Source organism: Mesorhizobium sp. WSM4850, assembly GCF_055811735.1.
This window is the reverse complement of sequence record NZ_JBVVPV010000001.1, coordinates 298360-318139: the sequence shown is the minus strand read 5'-3', so window position 1 is coordinate 318139 and position 19780 is coordinate 298360. Positions and strand designations below refer to the sequence as shown.

The 19780-nt window shown below is 62.1% G+C and carries 21 protein-coding genes; 5 read left to right on the top strand and 16 right to left on the bottom strand.

The window, feature by feature from the left end; genetic code table 11:
• Nucleotides 1–23: 23 nt before the first annotated feature.
• From AC0L2Z_RS01470 to AC0L2Z_RS01445, 6 genes are all read right to left on the bottom strand, one after another.
• Nucleotides 24–896 carry an SDR family NAD(P)-dependent oxidoreductase gene (locus AC0L2Z_RS01470; protein ID WP_473626376.1) on the bottom strand — a complete coding sequence of 291 codons (873 nt, stop codon included), beginning with the start codon at nt 894–896 and terminating at the stop codon, nt 24–26.
• Between the two features lie 14 nt (nt 897–910).
• Nucleotides 911–1690 (bottom strand): 2-oxo acid dehydrogenase subunit E2, encoded by a 780-nt coding sequence (locus AC0L2Z_RS01465; protein WP_236369824.1) that lies wholly within the window; start codon nt 1688–1690, stop codon nt 911–913.
• 10 nt (nt 1691–1700) lie between these two features.
• The gene (locus AC0L2Z_RS01460) at nt 1701–2288 is read right to left on the bottom strand and encodes a protein-S-isoprenylcysteine O-methyltransferase (RefSeq protein WP_031254999.1); all 588 of its coding nucleotides are present in this window, start codon (nt 2286–2288) and stop codon (nt 1701–1703) included.
• A 157-nt stretch (nt 2289–2445) separates the two neighbouring features.
• Nucleotides 2446–3030 carry a hypothetical protein gene (locus AC0L2Z_RS01455; RefSeq protein WP_031255001.1) on the bottom strand — a complete coding sequence of 195 codons (585 nt, stop codon included), beginning with the start codon at nt 3028–3030 and terminating at the stop codon, nt 2446–2448.
• A 138-nt stretch (nt 3031–3168) separates the two neighbouring features.
• The gene (locus AC0L2Z_RS01450; RefSeq protein WP_084646669.1) at nt 3169–3306 is read right to left on the bottom strand and encodes an ABC transporter; all 138 of its coding nucleotides are present in this window, start codon (nt 3304–3306) and stop codon (nt 3169–3171) included.
• A gap of 199 nt (nt 3307–3505) precedes the next feature.
• Entirely contained in the window at nt 3506–4102 is a 597-nt protein-coding gene (locus AC0L2Z_RS01445) for a L,D-transpeptidase (protein WP_023799405.1), read from the bottom strand.
• Nucleotides 4103–4292: 190 nt separating this feature from the next.
• Between AC0L2Z_RS01445 and AC0L2Z_RS01440 the strand changes: the two genes are divergently transcribed.
• Nucleotides 4293–5048: an SDR family NAD(P)-dependent oxidoreductase gene (locus AC0L2Z_RS01440; protein ID WP_287305084.1), complete on the top strand. Its 756-nt coding sequence runs from the start codon at nt 4293–4295 to the stop codon at nt 5046–5048.
• A 66-nt stretch (nt 5049–5114) separates the two neighbouring features.
• Here AC0L2Z_RS01440 and der read toward each other — a convergent pair whose 3' ends face one another.
• Nucleotides 5115–6545, bottom strand: coding sequence for a ribosome biogenesis GTPase Der (gene der, locus AC0L2Z_RS01435; RefSeq protein ID WP_128179825.1), 1431 nt, complete (start codon nt 6543–6545; stop codon nt 5115–5117).
• Nucleotides 6546–6548: 3 nt separating this feature from the next.
• Nucleotides 6549–7214 carry a tetratricopeptide repeat protein gene (locus AC0L2Z_RS01430; RefSeq protein ID WP_027152289.1) on the bottom strand — a complete coding sequence of 222 codons (666 nt, stop codon included), beginning with the start codon at nt 7212–7214 and terminating at the stop codon, nt 6549–6551.
• 297 nt (nt 7215–7511) lie between these two features.
• On the opposite strand from AC0L2Z_RS01430, the gene AC0L2Z_RS01425 reads away from it, so the two are divergent.
• Nucleotides 7512–8507: a polysaccharide deacetylase family protein gene (locus AC0L2Z_RS01425; RefSeq protein WP_473626373.1), complete on the top strand. Its 996-nt coding sequence runs from the start codon at nt 7512–7514 to the stop codon at nt 8505–8507.
• A gap of 28 nt (nt 8508–8535) precedes the next feature.
• Here AC0L2Z_RS01425 and sbmA read toward each other — a convergent pair whose 3' ends face one another.
• The 3 genes from sbmA to AC0L2Z_RS01410 form a co-directional block, all read right to left on the bottom strand.
• Nucleotides 8536–9813: a peptide antibiotic transporter SbmA gene (gene sbmA, locus AC0L2Z_RS01420; RefSeq protein WP_027152287.1), complete on the bottom strand. Its 1278-nt coding sequence runs from the start codon at nt 9811–9813 to the stop codon at nt 8536–8538.
• A gap of 122 nt (nt 9814–9935) precedes the next feature.
• Nucleotides 9936–11096 (bottom strand): YbfB/YjiJ family MFS transporter, encoded by a 1161-nt coding sequence (locus AC0L2Z_RS01415; RefSeq protein WP_473626371.1) that lies wholly within the window; start codon nt 11094–11096, stop codon nt 9936–9938.
• A gap of 276 nt (nt 11097–11372) precedes the next feature.
• A complete protein-coding gene (locus AC0L2Z_RS01410) occupies nt 11373–11585 on the bottom strand; it encodes a hypothetical protein (protein WP_473626370.1) in 213 nt (70 codons plus the stop codon).
• A gap of 97 nt (nt 11586–11682) precedes the next feature.
• Between AC0L2Z_RS01410 and AC0L2Z_RS01405 the strand changes: the two genes are divergently transcribed.
• The 3 genes from AC0L2Z_RS01405 to AC0L2Z_RS01395 all read left to right on the top strand — a co-directional run bounded on the left by AC0L2Z_RS01405 (nt 11683) and on the right by AC0L2Z_RS01395 (nt 14390).
• Complete coding sequence (locus tag AC0L2Z_RS01405; protein WP_128179822.1) at nt 11683–12597, top strand: LysR substrate-binding domain-containing protein; 915 nt, start codon at nt 11683–11685, stop codon at nt 12595–12597.
• An 84-nt stretch (nt 12598–12681) separates the two neighbouring features.
• The gene (locus tag AC0L2Z_RS01400; protein ID WP_287061541.1) at nt 12682–13938 is read left to right on the top strand and encodes an aminopeptidase; all 1257 of its coding nucleotides are present in this window, start codon (nt 12682–12684) and stop codon (nt 13936–13938) included.
• A gap of 95 nt (nt 13939–14033) precedes the next feature.
• Entirely contained in the window at nt 14034–14390 is a 357-nt protein-coding gene (locus AC0L2Z_RS01395) for a DUF488 domain-containing protein (RefSeq protein WP_023799416.1), read from the top strand.
• 32 nt (nt 14391–14422) lie between these two features.
• Here AC0L2Z_RS01395 and AC0L2Z_RS01390 read toward each other — a convergent pair whose 3' ends face one another.
• From AC0L2Z_RS01390 to AC0L2Z_RS01370, 5 genes are all read right to left on the bottom strand, one after another.
• Complete coding sequence (locus tag AC0L2Z_RS01390) at nt 14423–15490, bottom strand: ABC transporter ATP-binding protein (protein WP_287061542.1); 1068 nt, start codon at nt 15488–15490, stop codon at nt 14423–14425.
• Between the two features lie 31 nt (nt 15491–15521).
• On the bottom strand, nt 15522–16247 hold the full coding sequence (locus AC0L2Z_RS01385) for an SDR family oxidoreductase (protein WP_287061543.1): 726 nt from the start codon (nt 16245–16247) through the stop codon (nt 15522–15524).
• Between the two features lie 69 nt (nt 16248–16316).
• Nucleotides 16317–17822: an ABC transporter substrate-binding protein gene (locus AC0L2Z_RS01380; protein ID WP_287049622.1), complete on the bottom strand. Its 1506-nt coding sequence runs from the start codon at nt 17820–17822 to the stop codon at nt 16317–16319.
• 59 nt (nt 17823–17881) lie between these two features.
• The gene (locus tag AC0L2Z_RS01375) at nt 17882–18754 is read right to left on the bottom strand and encodes a carbohydrate ABC transporter permease (RefSeq protein WP_023799420.1); all 873 of its coding nucleotides are present in this window, start codon (nt 18752–18754) and stop codon (nt 17882–17884) included.
• Between the two features lies 1 nt (nt 18755).
• Nucleotides 18756–19643: a carbohydrate ABC transporter permease gene (locus AC0L2Z_RS01370; RefSeq protein WP_473626367.1), complete on the bottom strand. Its 888-nt coding sequence runs from the start codon at nt 19641–19643 to the stop codon at nt 18756–18758.
• Nucleotides 19644–19780: the final 137 nt, after the last annotated feature.

Below are 19780 nucleotides of genomic sequence, written 5' to 3'. Positions count from 1 at the left end.
TTTTCGGTGGCGTGCTGGTCCGGTCAGGGGACAATTCCCCGAGGGCCCCGGCGCAGCTGGATCTGGCGGGTACCGCAGCATTTCTTGAACTTCATACCTGAACCGCAAGGACATTGATCGTTGCCGCCGCGTTGCAGCCGGCCGACCAGGGGCAGCAGCGCTGCGGAAGGCAGGAGCGATGCCGCAAGGGCAGCCAACTTGGCCGAGATTCCCGGCACGACGAGGCGACGACCGGATCTGAACCCTCGCCACGCACGTTCGGCCACATACTCCGCATCCACTTTGGGCAAGACATTGAAGAGCACCGTCTGATTGGCGCCTGACCTTGCGAGAAACTCCGTCGACACCGGGCCTGGTGCCACGCATGTGACCGTCACACCGGTTCGGCGCAATTCCTGGTGAAGCGCCTCTGAGAAGAAGCGCACGAAACCTTTGCTGGCGAAGTACAGAGCCATATAAGGTCCGGGAAGGAACCCGGCGACGGAACTGAGATTGAGCACCCCGCCCCGTCGGCGCGCCACCATTCCGGGCAGAAAATGGAGGGTCAGTTCTGTGAGGGAATGTATGTTGAGATCGATGATGCCGAGTTGACCATCAACAGGCAGCGCCGTCGTCGCACCCCGCAGGCCGTAGCCGGCGCTGTTGACCAGGACATCACAGACCAGGCCGTGTGCGGACAGAAAGCCCTCCAGGAGCATTGGCGCATCGCCTGCCACGAGATCCAGCTCGAGCGTGAATACCTCGCCACCCGCTTCCCGAACCTCGGACGCCGCGGCGGCCAAACCCTCGGGCGAGCGGGCAACCAGCACAACCGCGCCGTGCTCCCGTGCAGCGACGCCCGCAATTGCCCGGCCAATTCCACCCGAGCCGCCAATCACGACGACGGCCGGCCGCAATCCACTGTGCGAAATCACGTCGCGTTCCTCCGTCTTGCAGGAGCGGAAACACCCTGACCGAGCAGCATCACTTCATTGGCGACAGTGCCGTTCAGAATCTTTTCGAATCGCTCCAGTGCTCGTGCGACGTTCGCTCCATCCATCACCCGGTGATCGTAGTGGATGCGGACATTCACCGATCCGTCGTTGCCGATCGGACCGTAGTTCAGAAGCGTGGTCAATGGTGTCAGCGGGTTGAGTGATTCCGCACCGAGACCAGAATAGACGGACAGTTGGAAGGTACCGAAGTAATTTGCCCTTTGCCGGGCGATGTTCAACCCTAGCCACATAAGCAGCCACCTGACTGGCGCGGGCGCAGCTGCCATCCGCAACGCACGCCGGAACTCCGGGACCTCGAGGATCGGCCGTGATCGAGCCGCGTGGATGGACCCCTCAAGTTCCGTGATGGAGTAGCGCTCCGGGCACTTGATGCAGCTCAGCAGAACGGCCGGCTCGCCATCATATTCGCGCTCGTGGGCAATCGAGGCCACGCTTGCCGGATACTCGTAAAGCTGCGGCCAGGGCAATTTGACATAGGCGCGCCGCAGCTCCGGCATCTCCAGGGCGAGAAGCGCATATCCTTTCAGGAAGATCGCGGTCCACGAGGGCCTGGTCTGCTGCGCCATTCTAGCCCTTACCAATGGGCCGAGGTTCATCTGACGCTGCACCGCGACGCGTGGCACGCCGATCGAAAACCTCATCAGATCGCCAACAAGGCGCCGGGGCGCCGAAAGCTTGATGGCTCGGCCTCGCATCAAACGACCTCTAATAAAGATAAGGGACTATTCGCTTGGTCCTTTCCATATAGGCACGGTATTGCGGGCCTAAAGTCTCCAGCATCATACGCTCTTCCTTGTCCACTCTCAGCAGGAAAAGGACGGCGAAACCAATCAAACCGGATATGCCCGCAACCCAGTTCGGCAGCAGAAAGAGCTGGCCGAGCCCCATAAGCAGGAACGAGGTGTACATCGGGTGACGGACCAAGGCGTATGGCCCGGCGCTGACCAGTTCGTGCCGTTCGCGAATCTCGAGCGTGATCGACCAGTTACGGCCAAGTTCCTTGTGGGACATGCGAAAAATCCACAGCGCGGAGCAGAAGATAATGGTTCCGAGCGCCACCGACCACACGCTGGCCGGATGGTCAGCCGCTGCGGGGATGCCGGTGGCGACATAGAAGCCAGGCAGGATCGCCAGGCCAAGGAGAGCCGATGCAAGCCCGACGGTGTCGGAACGCGAGCGGCCGCCAGCTACAATTCGCACGCGCCTTGCCCGGCGCTCGAAGGGATACCGGATCACATACCAGGCAACGAGGCCGATCACCCATATGATCTCGCCAAGTGAAGCTACAGAAATGGTCACTTCAGGTCACCGGAGCCTTTTCTCGATCTGGGACCACGATAAACCGTCGCAACGATGTCAGCGTCCGAATTGTCGACCGAAGACATTCAGAGCGCGCTGCTTTCGGAGTTGACCGGGCGAATGAGGCGAAAGCGGGTTTGCAAATCGCATTTCAACCCCCGTTCATCTCCCGAAGCTTGGTTATGAATTGTTGCGGCCGGAGCCAGGTACCGGGGGTCTTATACCCCATCGATCTGGCGATGTCCGCTACGAATGCGTTGCAGTTGTAGAGTGAGGCGTGCCAAAGCGGAGAGCTGGCCTGCAGCTTTCGTATGCTCGCGACGACTTTCCTATATTCGGCTTCCGTAAGTAAAACGCGCCAGCTTGCCGACCGGTAGGCATCTTCCAGGTCGCCGTCCGTCCACCCGGTCGTGGCTGGCACGGGCGCCACATGGCCGAGAACATAGACATTGGGATCATCGGACTTCGGAGCGAGCCCCGCGACTTCGGGGTTGACCATCCGTCCCGCCTGGTTCAATCGTCCAAAAATCACGTAGGAATGGCCGTAGGTAAGGGCGTACCGGGAGCGGAACTCGATGAAATGCCGTTGGGCCGCGCGCGCCGGCATCGCCGCGGTACTCAGTGCCCGTTCATTGGACACAAAAGTCGGCTGGGGTTTGTTGTCCTGCGACTGACATGACGCCGCGACAAGCGCGAGCAGGGCCACAATTGTTGAACGGCCACTTACAAGCGTCATCTCATCCAGAACTCCGAGACAGACATGGTGCCAGCCTATGCCCGCCAACCGCATGTAGGCTGCGAATCCGGCCTTGGCCCCTGCATATCGATGGGGAAGGGCCTGGCGGCCCTTCCCCAAATCTCCGAAAGCCGGTGCTTATTTAATCACGGGCTCTTCTACGGCAACGGGTTCCGGCGGAGGAGCCTTCCCCTTTCCTTTACCGATCCCGTTCGCGCAGCCACTCAGACTGGTAACGGCGAGGGTAGCAACCATTACAATCAACATTCTGCTCATCAAGCAATCCTTTCCCCAGGGGCGGAACAGCCTATAGAATCGCCACAAATAAAAAGATATGCAGCCCCACCAAGTTAGCTGCGATCTACACCAAAGCCTAGTGCAGAAATGACACACTCGGCACCCGGTTGCAGGCGACACCTCTGCGGTGACGTGCCGGCAGGGCTCACCATGCAACGGAGATCAGGCCTGCCCACCATCAAACCACCACCACCGTCGTGCCCAAAGGAGTCCGTTCGTAGAGGTCGATGATGTCGTCATTTGTCAAACGGATGCACCCGTTCGATACCGCTGTGCCTATCGTCCATGGCTCGTTTGTACCATGTATCCGGAAGTAGGTGTCGCGCCCGTTGCGATAGAGATAAAGGGCACGCGCACCAAGCGGGTTGTTTGGTCCACCAGGGACCCCGCCTGCATATTTCACCAGGCGAGGCTTGCGCCTCATCATGTTGGTGGTGGGTGTCCACGACGGCCAGTCCGCCTTGCGGGCGACGGTCGCTGTACCCTTGAACGAAAGCCCCTGCTCGCCGACGCCGACGCCGTAGCGCGTCGCCCACCCGTCGCCCTCGACGGCATAGAGAAAACGTTGCGAAGTATCGACGACGATCGTTCCAGGCGGCTCGTTTCCGTCGTACCGCACTTGCTTCCGTCGGAAACGAGGATTGAGGCCATTCCTTGGTCCGAACGCGGATGAAATCGGCTCCGTCACCTGCTGTAACGTCGACGTACACCCGGAGAGCATCAGAGCCAGACTTCCCAGCACGAGCCCCCGGCGCGCAATGTTGTGTTCTTCCATTTCTACCTGCTAGGAAACTGGTCAATCTACCGCCCTTCCTCGTCTCTACCATTGCGAGGCGTGCGGGCCAAGTCTCGCTGTGGGGTGGCAAAATGAATTCACAGGATTGACGAGCGAATTGGAGCGAAACTTCTTGCGATAACCGTCCGCCTCTGTTCGGTTAGGCCACAATGGGCATAGGACAGAGACGATGAAGCCTGACTTCCATGGTAAAGTCGCGATTGTGACCGGCGCAGGCTCCGGAATAGGAGCGGCTGTGTCACGGCAACTCGCGCAAGAAGGAGCCGAAATTGTTGTCGCCGACCTTGATGCCGAGGCCGCGCGCTGCATGGCTGCCGAAATAAGCGCGCAAGGAGGCAAGGCCCACGACTTTGCGGTCGATGTCACGGATGCGGCAGCCGTCGAAAAGCTGATCGAGTTCACTGTCCAGAAATGCGGCGGACTGGATATGGCGGTAAACAACGCAGGTATCGACGGCGTTCGAAAAGCGACGGCAGACTATCCGCTCGACAACTGGCACCAGCTGATAAACGTCAATCTGAATGGCGTTTTCTACAGCATGAAGTACGAAATCGCCGCCATGCTGGATCGAGGCGGAGGCGCCATCGTGAACATGTCCTCGATTCTCGGTTCCGTCGGCTTGCCGACTGCGTCCGCATACACGGCAGCGAAACACGGGGTCGTTGGGCTGACCAAGGTTGCGGCGATTGAATATGCGAGGATGGGCATCCGCATCAATGTCGTCGGCCCCGGCTGGATCGAAACGCCTCTTCTATCGGAGCAAATGGAGACTTTAACCACCCGGCGCATGGCAGCCCTTCAGCCGATGGGCAGGCGCGGCAAACCGGAAGAGGTAGCGGCTCTTGTGTGCTTCCTGTTGTCCGATCAGGCCAGCTTTATCACCGGGAGCTACCATCTGGTGGACGGAGCCTACACCGCCCATTAAAGCGCGCCGCTGCCGGCGAGCCGGCTGCGGAGCGTAGCTGATGCTGGCGCCCAGAAGACGCACAGCTCAGCGGCGCTTCTTCGCCTTGCCGGCGAACGGATTTTCCGAGGTGCGCAAGGCGATGCGGATCGGCACGCCGGGCATGTCGAAGGCTTCGCGCAGACTGTTGGAGAGGTAACGAACATAGGATTGCGGCATCGCGTCCGGCCGTGAGCAGGACACGACGAAGCCCGGCGGCCGCGTCTTGGCCTGGGTGACATATTTGATCTTCAGCCGGCGACCGGCGACGGCAGGCGGCGGATGATGCGCCAGGATGCCTTCCAGCCAGCGGTTGAGCTTGCCGGTCGAGACGCGGCTGTTCCACACTCTGTGCGTCCTGATGACGGCATCCATCAGCTTGTCGAGGCCGCGCCCGGTCTCGGCCGAGACCGGCACCGCCTGCATGCCGCGCGCCTGCGGCAACAGCCGCTCGGTCTTCTCGCGCAGTTCCGCCAGGAGTTCCTGCGGGTGGTCGATCATATCCCATTTGTTGAAGGCGATCACCGGCGCGCGGCCCTCGCGGATGATCAGGTCGGCGATCTGCAGATCCTGCTTCTCGAAGGGAATGGTGGCGTCGAGCACGATGATGACGATCTCGGCAAAGCGGATGGCGCGCAGGCCGTCCTGCACCGACATGACTTCCAGCTTTTCGTGGATCCGGGCCTTGCGGCGCATGCCGGCGGTGTCGAATAGTTTGAGACGGCGGCCATGCCAGTCCCAGTCGACGGAGATGGAATCGCGGGTGATGCCGGCTTCCGGCCCGGTCAGGAGCCGCTCCTCGCCGATCAGCGCGTTGATCAGCGTCGATTTGCCGGCGTTCGGACGGCCGACGACGGCGATGCGCATCGGTTTGGTATCGTCATAGCTCGGCTCGGCATCCGGATCGGTGATGTCCTCGCCGATCAGCACCTCGCTGGCGGCGGCCTCCTCGTCGGCATCCTCTTCTTCGTCGAAGGCGCGTGCCTCGCCCAGTGCTGATATCACCGCATCGCGCAAATCGGGCAGGCCCTGGCCGTGTTCGGCCGAGACCGGGATCGGCTCGCCAAGGCCGAGTTCCCAAGCCTCCAGCATGCCGCCCTGGGCGCCGCGCGCTTCGGCCTTGTTGGCGACCACGACAACCGGCTTGCCGGACTTGCGCACGATCTCGGCGAAGGTCTTGTCGTCAGGCATCAGCCCGGACTTGGCGTCGATGGTGAAAAAGATCAGGTCGGCTTCGCGGATCGCGATCTCGGTCTGGGCGCGCATGCGGCCCGGCAGCGTCGAAGCAGCAGCATCCTCGAAGCCGGCGGTATCGATGACGTCGAAATGCAGATCGTAGAGCTTGGCGGCATGGACGCGACGGTCGCGGGTGACGCCCGGCGTGTCGTCGACAAGCGCCAGCTTCCTTCCCACCAGACGATTGAAAAGAGTCGATTTGCCGACGTTAGGCCGGCCGATGATGGCGACTTTGAACGTCATCCGTCACGACACATTGCCCGACCCACGGATCAACTCGGACATCAACGTCGCCCGCTCGCGCGCGTTGCGCGGGGCGCTGTCATCCGAGGCGATCTGGTCGAACAGTTTCAGTGCGTCCGTTGCCTTACCTTCCTTCCAGGCGGCAAGGCCGAGCGCCTCGCGCGCGGTATGGCGCAGCGGATTGGTGTCGGCGGTGAGCGTCTCGACTCGGCTCGAGACATCGGCGAACGAACCGTGGTCGACGAGCAGCAGCGCTGCCCTGAGGCGCGCCATATCGCGAAGGCCTGATGGAATGTCCGTATCGGCGGCGACCTCGTCGAAGTCCTTGACGGCGGCGGCGACGTCGCCCTTATCCGCCTTGACGGTTGCCGCCCGCATGCGGGCGAGCAGCGGATAAGCGCCGTAGCCATCTTTTTCCAGCGCATCGAGGGCCGCCAGCGCTTCGTCGCTCTTGCCCTCATTGGCAAGCTTCAGCGCCTGCGAGAAGGCATCGCCCGAGCGATTGGCGCGGGTCTCGTCCCAATAGCGATAGCCGACGAAGGCGGCGGTGCCGACCACCACCAGTATCGCGAGCGCAAGCAAGGCAGGACCAAAACGGTCCCACAGCGCATGCGCCTGATCGCGACGCATCTCTTCGTTGACTTCGCGGATAAAACTGTCGTCCGACATCTCAAAGCCATCCTGCCCGCCTCAGGGCGGTTTAGAGCGACGTGCGTCCATTGAAAGTACGCTCTAACACTTGAATTTGCGCATCGTGTTTCCTGAAAAAAATCAATTCTGCACTTCAGGCCGATGCGGTAGCCCGCGTTTTAGCGAAATTTTGCCGGCATGGAAGGGGTTCGACCGGAAAATCAGCTAATCGCCGGACGGCGATGTCAAGGATGACCGACAACGGCGACCGCACCCACGCCACATTTCGCCAATAGCCGGTGCGCGAACCCTCCTCAAAATCCAGATCAGACACTGATGCCTCGTTTGCCCCGCGCTGTTGCGTTTTCGATCGCGTCGCTTGCTGCGGCGGGCGCTGCTGTCGCCGACCCGCCAGCGCCGGTAAAGCCGAAGCAGGCTGTCCTCATCTCGTTCGACAGCGCCCGCGATATTTCGCAATGGAAGCGCAGCCGGGCGCTGGCCCAGCGCACCGGCGCCCATTTCACCTATTTCGTGTCCTGCGTCTTCCTGCTCTCGCCGGAGACGCGCAAGCAATACAAGGCGCCCGGCAAGACATCAGGCGAATCCAATATCGGCTTCGCCGCCTCGAAACAGGAAATCGCTGACCGGCTCGAGCAGATAAACCTCGCCGCCTCGGAAGGCCATGACATCGGCAGCCACGCTTGCGGCCATTTCGACGGCAAGGACTGGAACAAGGCCGACTGGCTGAGCGAGTTCGGTTCGTTCAAGCGCATTCTCGAAAACGCCTATTCGATCAATGCTATCACCTTCGAACCCGCAGGCTGGCGCGAAATTGCACGTAAGGCGGTTGGCTTTCGCGCACCCTATCTGTCGGCAAACAAGGCGCTCTACGAGGCGCTGCCAAAGGCGGGCTATTGGTTCGACGCGAGCGGTGTGTCGCGCGGCCCTGCCCGGCCGCCGATCCGCGACGGCATCACACGCTTCTCACTGCCGCAGATTCCGGAAGGTCCTGACACAAGGCGGGTGATCGCGATGGACTACAATCTCTATGTCAGGCATTCCGGCGGCTTCGAGCGGCCGAGCCAGGCGGACGAATTCGCCAACCGGACCCATGACGCCTTTCGCGCCGCCTTCGACGCGCAATATCAGGGCAAACGCATTCCGCTGGAACTCGGCTTCCATTTCACACTGATGAATGACGGCGCCTACTGGAAGGCGCTGGAGCGCTTTGCCGGCGAGGTCTGCACCAGGCCCGATGTCGAGTGCATCAGCTATCGCGACTATGTTTCGCGCCAACGCGCCGGGGAAAAGCAGGCGTCGGTGGGCGGCTGAGCCGAAAGCGCTCGCCGCCCCGTCACTCTCAACTTACCGGCTGATCCTCAGGGCGCAAGCCGGCTCGCTCTCGCTCCAGATAGGCCTGGTCGATTTCCGGCAGCGGCGCCCCTTCAAGTGTCGCCTCGAAGGCGCGCAGGCGCTTGTAGATGGATATCAGCTCGACGATGGTCGGCCAGGAATTCACGAGATATTGGAACGAAGTGGCGACTTGTGAAAAGGCGGTGACAATTTGCTGGAAAACGCCAAATGTTATCTTGCCGATTGCCAAGGTCGGAACAAGAATAAGCGTGGCGAATACGTTGTCGACTTGAAGGTATAGATAGCGGACCATGTCGAAATAGACATAGTGTGCATAGAGAGTGAAATAGTTCTTGCGAACATTTCTGAAAAGCTCGGCCAGAGTTGGTGGCTGCGCTCGTGCCGTGTCGTCCTCGCCGAGGACAAGTTCCTTGCGCAGCGCGGCTTCAACCCGCTGATTGCGAAATTCCAACCCGGGCAGCCTGACGCCGACGACTGCCAACAAGCCGGTGCCAAACAGCGACCAGGCGATCGCCGCAATGACCAGCGGATAAGGGATTGCTCCGACGATTGGGAGCGTTGAGACATGGAGAGAAAGGGAGGCCAGCAAGGGCAGGAATGCAATCAGGGTCATGATGGAGTCGATAAAGTTCACTCCGAGCCCCTGCATTGTGCCGGAGAAGCGCATCGTGTCGTCCTGAACGCGCTGCGACGCCCCTTCGATATGGCGCAGCCGCGGCCAGTAAGCGGTAAAATAATCGTTCATCGCGGTGCGCCAGCGAAACACATAGTGCCTGACGAAAAAGACGTTCAGGACGGCAATGCTCATATAGACCAGCGCCAAGGACAGAAACTGCCATACTCCGTAGTACAGCTCGGCAGGGGTAACGGAGCCCGGCGTGGTCAGCGCCTTCTGCACCATGTCGTAAAACATGCCGCGCCAGTCATTGAGCGCCACGCTGATCTGCACGATGAAATTGGTGACGAAAATAATCAAACCAGAGCCAAGGATCGACCAGTTTTGCCAGCGATGCGGGGAATACAGCGCCCAGAAAAGGTAGAATACGCCCATACCGGCGAAGAAATATCCGTAAAACCAGAGGAATGCCGGCGTCAGGAATCTTATCGGGCTGATGACTGGCGCTGCCTGCGGGTCGACCGGCGGCATGCCGAGCATCGTGCCAAGGTGCTCGCCGCCGAAAAACCACAGGAGGACGAGCAGAAGGCTCCAGGCGACGGCCGAAGTGAAAAACAACTTCGGCTGCGGGAAGAAGGATACGAACACTGTTAGGAAATCCTCGGTCGATGCGCAAATCAGCGGCGTTGCTGTTCAGCGGGCATAAGGTCACACATCGATCGGAATGAAAATGGCCGGTGCGTGATGCCCGGCACCGAGCAAGACCACAATCATGGCGATTTTGGCGCAGCCGACCAGATGACCGCGCCGGAGACAAGCAGCACGGCGGCGGCCACGATCGATGCGAGGAAGAAGTCGCCCGAGGCTTCGGCAAGCAGGCCGGCGACGATCGGACCGATGATCTGGCCGAGGCCGAAGGACGCCGTCATCGATGCCAGGATCCGGCGTGGCGCCTGCGGGGCAAGCTGCCTTCCGGTCTGAAGGCCGAGCGCGGTGATGGCGATGAAGGTGCCGCCAAGCAGAAACCCGCCGAGCAGCGGCCCAATGTGTCCGCCCATGGTGACGCTCGCGCTGACGCCGACCACCTCGACGAGGCACCCCCAGGCATAAGCCCGGTAGAGCCCGATCTTTGCCGCGATCTTCTGCCACAGCCAGACCGAGGGAATTCCGGCAAGGCCGGTGACCATCCACACCACGGCCTCGAAGACGCGGCCGCCGCCGCCCTGCCGGACGATGGCGACCAGGAACGTCGCCGTCACGATATAGCCGAAGCCGAACAGCCCGTAGGCGACTATGACCTTCACCAGTGACCGGCCCTTTGGTAGCGCCGGTTCGCGGCCATCGGCGCCGTTGGCGGTCGCAGTGCTGCCGAGCAGCAAGGCCACGACGGCAATGGCGCAGGCCGAGATCGCGGCGGACCAGAACCAGCCCGCCGGCCAGCCGGCCTGTTCGGTGACAAGTATTGCCATCAGCGCCGAGGACGCCGCTATGCCAAGGCCGACGCCGCCGAAATGCAGAGCCTGCAGGTCGTTTCGGCCGGCCGCGGCGAGATGGCCGAAAACGATGCTGGACATGAACACCAGGACGAAGGCGCTGGCCACACCGGCAAGAAAGCGGATGACGAGAAAGGCCGCCATCGTGTCGGCCAGGCCCATCAGCCCGGTGAGGACTGCGGTGGCGGCAAGACCGGCAAGCATCAGCAGGCGCTCGAGACCGTGCGCCCAGCCGCCGACGGCTGCGAGCGCGCCAACGAGATAGCCGAGATAGTTGGCGGACGCGATCCAGCCGGCATCGGCCGGCGTCAGGCCAAGTTCCTCCATCATGCCGGGCAGGATCGGCGTATAGACGAAGCGGCCGATGCCCATGGCAACGGCCAGGGCAATCATGCCGGCGAAGGCGAGGCGCAAAGGGGACGGCGAAGCGGCTTTCATTGCGGTGCACAATAGGTGCACGAGCGGGTGAAACAATCCGCTTCTTGTTGGGCCAGAACGGGTTGCAGCGGCGGACGAGCAGCTTCCAGCCGACCAATATCCGACGTTGCGATTGGCCGCAGACCACCATGGCTTCGTCATCCCTGGGTCTCCGCGACGTCGCTTCGCTCCTGCTCCGCCCTGGGATGACGAAGAGAGGGATGGTTCAGCCCATCTCCAAGGCTTGCGATTTGTCCCTGAAAGGAACTGAGCCCGCTCCGACCTTTGCTCGCATCTTCAGCCGCAGCCAGCCTGGCCGGTGCCGGTCTCGTAGGCCGTGCGCCGGGCCGTCAGCCGGAACGGCAGGTCGCCGAGTTCGCGCTCCGACATGGTGTCGAGCACAGGATGCGACAGCGGATCGGTGGCCCATCGGGTGGCCTCGCTTTCATGCGACCGGCTTTGCCGCGCGCCGGCAGCGGAAAAGACCCCGAGCAGTGACAAAATCTTCATCGTATTTTTCCTCCACAGGTCTGCTTGTTCCTTAAAATTTGCCGTTCATCCCCGCATTTCAATTGAGATTTCAACCGTGCCGGTTTAGAAAAACTGTATGGCCATGCTGAACCGCGTCCACCTCAACGGCCTGCGCGCCGTGGAAACCGTCGCCCGCCTGGGATCGCTTTCGGCTGCGGCGAGCGAACTCAACGTGTCCGCCAGCGCCGTCAGCCAGCAGGTCAAGCGGACGGAAGCGCAACTTGGCCAGGCGCTGTTCGAACGAACGGCAAGCGGTCTGGTGCCGACCGAATTCGGCACCGTCTTCACCGCCCGGCTCGGGGCAGGTTTCCGCGAGCTCGCCCAAGCCGTGGCGCTCGCCGACGAGGCCTCCGAATGCACGCTGGTGGTCTCGGTTGCGCCGGCCTTTGCCTCGAAGTGGCTGCTGCCTCGACTGTCACGCCACTTCGCCCGGCATCCGAATGTGCTTTTGCGCATCGACGCCTCGGTGCGGATTGCCGATCTCGATCGCTCGGACATCGACATCGCCATCCGGCTTGGCGACGGCAAATGGCCGGGCGTGCGCGCGCAACTGCTGCTGGCGCAGGAAGTCTTCCCGGTCTGCGCCCCGGTGATCGCCGACAAACTGAAATCGATCGATGATCTCGCCCTGACCTGCGCGATCACCGACGAAAAAGCGATGATCAGCTGGGAAAGCTGGTTCGAGGCGGCCGGGGTGAAGCCGGTCAGCTTCCTCAAGGGCGCGCGCTTCACCGACCCGATGCTTTGCCTGGAATCGGCGATCGCCGGCCACGGCGTCATGCTCGGCTGGCAATTGCTGACGGCTGACGCTCTCGCCGACGGCCGGCTGGTCGCGCCGTTCGGCGTCCGCGCTGAGAGCGGGCTGGGCTACTGGCTGGTGACCTCGGCCAGCAAGAGCGAGAGCCGCAAGGTGCGCGATTTCAAGATCTGGATCCGCGAGGAGATCGAGGCGACGATGGCGCAGTTCGGCGCGCTCGGCGGCGCGGCCTGAGCAGGCCCCGGTCGATCACGGTGGAAAGACCGATGGCACCGGTCTATGTAAGAACCAGACTCCCACATCGCGACAGGCAGGATCATGACCACACATTCGCGCGGCGTTGCCGCAACGATCGACCCGGTGAAGCTCGACAGGCTGGCAGAAGTCGCCATCAAGGTCGGGCTGCAATTGCAGCCGGGGCAGGATCTGGTGCTGACATCATCAATCGCAGCGCTGCCTTTGGCTCGGCGGATCGTCGAGCATGCCTACAAGGCCGGCGCCGGCCTGGTGACGCCGATCTTCAACGACGACGAGATGACGCTGGCTCGCTTCCGCTACGGCGCCGATGCCGGCTTCGACCACGCCGCCGGCTGGCTTTACGAGGGCATGGCCAAGGCCTTCGCCAACAATGCGGCGCGGCTGGCCGTGCGCGGCGAGGATCCGTCGCTGCTGTCGGCGCAGGATCCGGGACAAGTGGCGCGCGCCAACAAGGCGAACTCGATCGCCTACCAGCCGGCGCTGGAAAAGATCACCGGCTTCGACATCAACTGGAACATCGTCGCCTACCCCGACCTGGCCTGGGCCAGGCAGGTGTTTCCGGGCGATAGCGACGACGTCGCGGTGGCGAAGCTCGCCGACGCGATCTTTGCCGCCTCACGGGTCGATGTCGACGACCCGATCGGCAACTGGAAGGCGCACAATGCGGCGCTTCACAGCCGCACCGAATGGCTGAACGGCCATAATTTCCATGCGCTGCATTTCACCGGACCCGGCACCGACCTGACCGTCGGTCTGGCCGACGGCCATGAATGGATGGGCGGCGCCTCGACCGCCAGGAACGGCATCACCTGCAACCCGAACATCCCGACCGAGGAGGTTTTCACCACGCCGCATGCAAGGCGCGTCGAAGGCCATGTTACGAGCACCAAGCCGCTGTCGTATCAGGGCACGCTGATCGACGGCATTGCGGTGCGTTTCGAGGAGGGACGCATCGTCGGGGCCAGGGCCAGCCGCGGCGAGGGTGTGCTGAAGAAAGTGCTCGACACCGATGAAGGCTCGCGCCGGCTCGGCGAGGTCGCCCTGGTGCCGCATTCCTCGCCGATCGCGGCGAGCGGCCTGCTGTTCTTCAACACGCTGTTCGACGAGAATGCCGCCTGCCATATCGCGCTCGGCCAGTGCTATTCGAAGTGCTTTGTCGACGGCGCCTCGCTCACTCCCGACGAGATCGCGGCGCGCGGCGGCAACAAGAGCTTCATCCATATCGACTGGATGATCGGTTCGGACAAGGTCGACATCGACGGCGTCGGCAAGGACGGCAGCCGCGTGCCGGTGATGCGCAAGGGCGAGTGGGCTTAGGGGCGAGTGGGCGTAAGCAGCCGCCAGCAAGCCGTCATGGCCAGCAAGGCGACATGGCCAGCAAGACGACATGGCGGCCAACCCCGGAGTTGGCAATGAAACTCGATATCAGGGTCAAGCGCATCTACGAGCCGCCCTCGCCTGGCGATGGGCAGCGGGTGCTCATAGACCGCCTATGGCCGCGCGGCGTCCGCAAGGAAGACGCCGCGCTGACGCTATGGCTGAAGACCATCGCGCCAAGCGATGAATTGCGCAAATGGTTCGGCCACGAGCCGACGCGCTGGATGGAATTCCAGCAGCGCTATCGCGGCGAGCTCGACCGGAACAGCGAGGCGGTCGGCCAGTTGCGTGCCCTGCTCGACAACGGCCGGGTGACGTTGCTCTACGGCGCCCAGGACGAGTTGCACAACAACGCGGTCGCTTTGGCTGATTATCTCAGCCTGAAGGGCTGAGGCAGCGCTCTGCCGACGCCGTCATCGCTAGCTCAGGCGACACGCAGTTCCGTGGCCGCATCGAAGAGGTGCACCTTGCCCGGCAGCACCGAAAGATTGATCGCGGCGCCGGCGCTGCGGCGCTCGTCACGCGGCACCACGGCGACGGCATCGTATCCCGCCACGCGCAAATGAATCTGGACATCGGCGCCGGTCGTTTCGGACAGCACGACCTCGCCCTTGATCTCACCCGTATCCGAAATGCCGAGATCGTGTGGCCGCACGCCCATGATGACCTTTTGGCCTGGTGTTGCCTTGATTTGCGGCGACAGGCCGATCGACACGCCTTCGGCGACGAAGCGAGGACTGCCGCCTGCGGTCTCGACAGCGCCGGCGATGAAGTTCATCGACGGCGAGCCGATGAAATCAGCGACATATTTCGAGTTCGGGCGCTCGTAGACCTCGTCGGGCGTGCCGATCTGCATGATCCTGCCGGCGTGCATCAGCACGATCTTGTCGGCCATCGTCATCGCCTCGATCTGGTCGTGGGTGACGTAGATCGTGGTTGTGCCGAGACGATTGTGGAGTTGACGGATTTCCACGCGCATATGCGTGCGCAGCTTGGCGTCGAGATTGGAGAGCGGCTCGTCGAAAAGGAAGACGGCGGCATTGCGCACCATGGCGCGGCCCATGGCGACGCGCTGGCGCTGGCCACCCGACAGTTCCTTGGGATAGCGCCCGAGGTAGGGCGTAAGATTCAGGATTTCCGCCGCCCACTCGACCTTCTTCCTGATCTCCGCCTTTGGCACTTTCGCCACTTCGAGGCTGAAGCCGATATTGTCGAACACCTTCATTGTCGGATAGAGCGCGTAGTTCTGGAACACCATCGCGATGTCGCGATCGCGCGGGTGAACGTCATTGACCCGCCTGTCGCCGATCAAGAGGTCGCCGTTGGTCACGCGCTCTAGCCCGGCCGTCATGCGCAGGAGCGTGGTCTTGCCGCAGCCCGACGGGCCAAGAAGCACGACGAATTCGCGGTCGGCAATGCCGAAGGAGATGTCCTTCATCACCTCGACATGGCCGAAGTTCTTGGCGATGTTCTTGTATTCTACGGTGGCCATTCTCTGTCTCCAGACGCCCGGGTCAGGGTCGTCAGTATTTCTGCCTGGTCGGCGTGATGACAATTTCCTGCACGAGAGCGTCCTGCGGCATCTGGTAGGTGTGCAGCATGAGGTCAGCGACGTGCTCCGGCCCGATGCCGCCGCCGATCTTGAGCTTGTTGGCCTTGTAGTTGGCGAGTGTCTGCGGATCGAGGACACCGCTCAGAACCTCGGTTTCGATCACCCCGGGCGAAAGCACGACGACGCGGACGTCATAGTCGGAAAGATAGTCGCGCAGCGATTCCGACACGGCGTGAACGAAGAATTTCGTCCCGCAGTAGACCGTATGATCCGGATAGACTTTTCGGCCGGCGATCGAACTCATCATGAACAGCGTTCCATGACGGCGCTCCATCATGCCCGACATCACGGCGTGGACCGAATTCAGCACGCCTTTGGTGTTGATGTCGATCATCTCGTCCCATTCCTCGGGCGGCTGGCGGCCTATGTCGGCAAGCCGCGCAATGCCGGCATTGGCAAACAGCATGTCGACCGGTCCGTATTCGGCTTCCGCCTCCTTCACGGCAGCCGCGATCGCGGCGCGGTCGCGGACATCGACCTGCCGAGCCATGCTGTCGGGCAGGTTCAGCGCCTCCATGCGCTCCAGACGGCGGGCCATCATCAAAACAGGGTGGCCGGCGCGGGAAAACGCCTTGGCGACCGCCTCGCCGATACCAGAACTGGCTCCTGTCACTGCTACGAGCTGTTTTCCAGCCATGGCTTTCCTCAATCGAAATTGTCGATACCCCGGGCTGGCGGCCTTCGGGCAGCCAGCCCGGGGGAAGACTCAGCCCTTGGCGACGAGATCGTCGACCTGGGTTTTCAGGGCGTCGAGCGACTCCTTGGCCGAGCCCGACTGGCCGGCGAAGTATTTGCCCAGCGCAACCGGGATCATGTCGCTCGAGAGTTCTGCCCATGCCGGCAGGTCGGGCTCGGATCCCATGTAGTTGGCGATGGTGTCGCGCACGACCGGCAAGTGGCGGGTCGTGCCGGCGCCGACACGCGCATTGGCCAGCACTCGCGGATCGTCATAGACGCTGGTGCGCGTTGGCCCGGTACCGCCGCCCAGAACGGTAATCAGCGCCTGGGTGTCGGCAGAGGTCGCCCACTGCATGAAAATCCAGGCGGCGTCCGGGCTCTTCGAGTATTTCGATACCGCGAGCGAAGAGCCGCCCTGGTGACCAACGCCCGGAATTTCGCCGAACCCGGTCTGCTCGACAGTGCGTAGCGTCGCGGCAGGTTTCGGCGGAACCATCGCTTCCATCAGGCCCGAGACCTTGGAGGCCTTGGGATCGTCGAAGAACGGGAAGAACTCGCCCCAGGACAGCATCGAGGCGGCGACGCCCTGGCCGACCGACTGGCCCTCGCCATCCCAGGTCCAGCCGTCGACGCCGGGCGGCATCGTCGCCTTGAGCTTGTCCCAGTAGGCCATGGCGGCCAAGCCGGCGTCGTCATTGCCGGTGAACTTGCCGTCGGGGCCGAAAATCGAACCGCCATGGCCCCAAAGCCACGCCGTCCAATCGCATTCGAGGCTGTAATGGCCCGATTTCATCTGGCCGCTGGTGCCGTACATGTTGGGGCCCTTGGCGTCGGTGATCGCCGCAGACGCCTTCAGCAAATCGTCCAGCGTCGCCGGAGGCGGCAGCTTGAGCTCGTCCCAGACGTCCTTGCGGTACTGCATGATGAAGATCGGGATGTCGTAGGGCACGCCGACCATGCGGTCCTCGTACATGGCGATACCGTCGACGAGCGGCTTCAGGAAGTCGTCGATGTTGTAGTTCGGCATTGCCAGGTCGGCGTTCTTGAGCTGCTCGCGCGGATCGAAGACGTCCTGGCTGAAGCTCGCCGCCCAGCTCTGGTCGATATAGTAGAGGTCGTAAGTGCCGAGGCTCGAAGCCACGTCAAGGGTCAGCTTCTGCAGCACCTGCTCGAGCGGCAGCACTTCGATCTCGACCTTGATGCCGGTAGCCTCCTCGAAATACTGCTTGAGCTGCGTGGCGATGGCATTCGACGGCGGCGTCGATTCGGTGGCGAGACGAAGCGTCGTTCCGGCAAAGGGCTTGCCGACATCCGAGAGCCATTTGGTGATTTCGGCGCTGGGCTTCAGTTCCTGTTCCTGAGCCGATGCCTGGCTGATGCCGTAGAACGGACGTCGTCCCAAGCCCATGCCGAGCGCGCCGGCGCCGAGGCCGAGAATGCCTGCTGCGCGAAGAAACGAGCGGCGGTCCATCTGTCCGCGAACGAAGCGGTCGGTGACAGAGGCAAGATGCGTCTTTCTGATGCTGTCTTTCATTGTCTACTCCTCCGGGTTAATTCGCGATTTTCTCAAGGCTGCGAATTCGAGCCTCCCATCTATTGTTTCAACGATCCCATCGTGAGACCGCGCACGAGGTGCTTCTGAACCAACAGAATGAAGATGAAAGCGGGAATGATGGATGCGGCGCCAAGCGCGGCCATGTTGCCCCAGGCGGTGCCGATCGAGGTGACGAAGGTCGACGAGACGACAGGCACGGTCTTGAGCGACGTGGTGGTCAGGGTCAGCGCAAACAGGAATTCGGTCCAGCTGAAGATGAAGCAGAGCACCGCCGTGGCGGCGATGCCGCCCTTGGCCATCGGCAGCACGATCCTGCGAAAAATCATGAAGCGGCTGGCGCCATCGACAATGGCGCTCTCGTCGATCTCGGAGGGAATGTCGTCGAAGAAGCTCTTCATCAGAAGGACGGCGAGCGGCAGGTTCATCAGCGCGTGGATCAGCACCATGCCGGTATAGGTGTCGATGAGACCGAAATTCTTGTAGATGAAGAACATCGGCACCGCGACCGCGACGGGCGGCATCATGCGCGTCGACAACACCCAGCCGACGAAACTGTGCCGGCCGCGGAAGTTCATGCGCGACAGGGCATAGGCGGCAAGCGTGGCGATGGCGACAGCGAGCACGGTCGACAGCGTCGCGATCACAATCGAATCCCAGACGCGGGGCGCCATGTAGAAATTGCCGCCGCCCGGCGTCACGGTGATGCCGCCGCTGCCCAGCGAAATCCCGAACACCTTCTGGAAATTGTCGAAGGTCGGCGTGAAGGCGAACAGTTTCGGCGGCCGGTTGAAGATGTCGTTGCCGTGTTTGAACGCCACCGACGTCCAGTAGTAGATCGGAAAGAAGAAGATCGCGACCACAACCCAGGCGGCGATGGTGCGAAGCATGCGGGTCGAGAAGGAGCCGTTCATTCTACCACCTCACCTTGGCGATACGGATGAAGAGGTTGGCAATGACGAGGACGATCACCAGGGTGACGAGGCTGAGCGTGGCTCCATAGCCCCATTTTACGAAGCTGAACGTCTGCTGCCATGCATAGAGGGACAGCGAGTAGGTCGACGCTCCCGGCCCGCCGGAGGTCATGACGAAGACGTAGTCGAAAACCCGGAACAGATCGATGCCGCGGACCAGCACGGCGATGGCGATCACCTTCGACATCATCGGCAAGGTGATGCGCCGGAAAATCTGGAACGACGACGCGCCGTCGATCATCGCGGCCTCGTAAGGCTCCGGCGGCAGCGCCCTGAGACCGGCGAGGAAGATGAGCACCATGAACGGCGTCCACTGCCAGATTTCCGCGACGAGAACGCCGGCAAGCGCGGTCGACGCGGTGGCGAGGATGGGGTTGTTCGAATTGAGCAGTCCGATCGACTGCAGGAGATAGCTGATCACGCCGAACTGCGGATCCTCCATCAGCAGATACATCATGCCGACAATGGCTGGCGGGATGACGAGCGTCATCGTCAGTACGCCGCGCAGGAATCCGAAACCGAAGCCGTCGCTGTCGAGGAGCAGCGCGATCGCCATGCCGAGCACCAGCTCGAAGATCAGCGCGATGGCGAAATAGGTGAAGGTGATGACGAGCGACTGCCAGAACCGCGCGTCGTTCCACAGCTGCACCCAGTTTTCCGTTCCGACGAATTCGAGCGCCCGCCGGCGCGGGACGAACTCATGGAAGCTCAGCCAGATGTTGTAGACGAGAGGATACACGGTGAAGACAAGCAGGATCGCCACCAGCGGCAGCAGCCAAGGCAGCGGGTGATCCGAAATGACGAAACGTCTGGCTTGGGCAACCCGCACGCGTTCCTCCCGAACCGCTTCGTTTTGCGATGCACAAATGTTCATATCTTGTGCATTTGTTCAAATGCTATATCGTCGCCCTGTCTGTGGCAAGCACTTGTTGGCCGGCTACAGCGGCATTCGGATGGGTGCGCCAC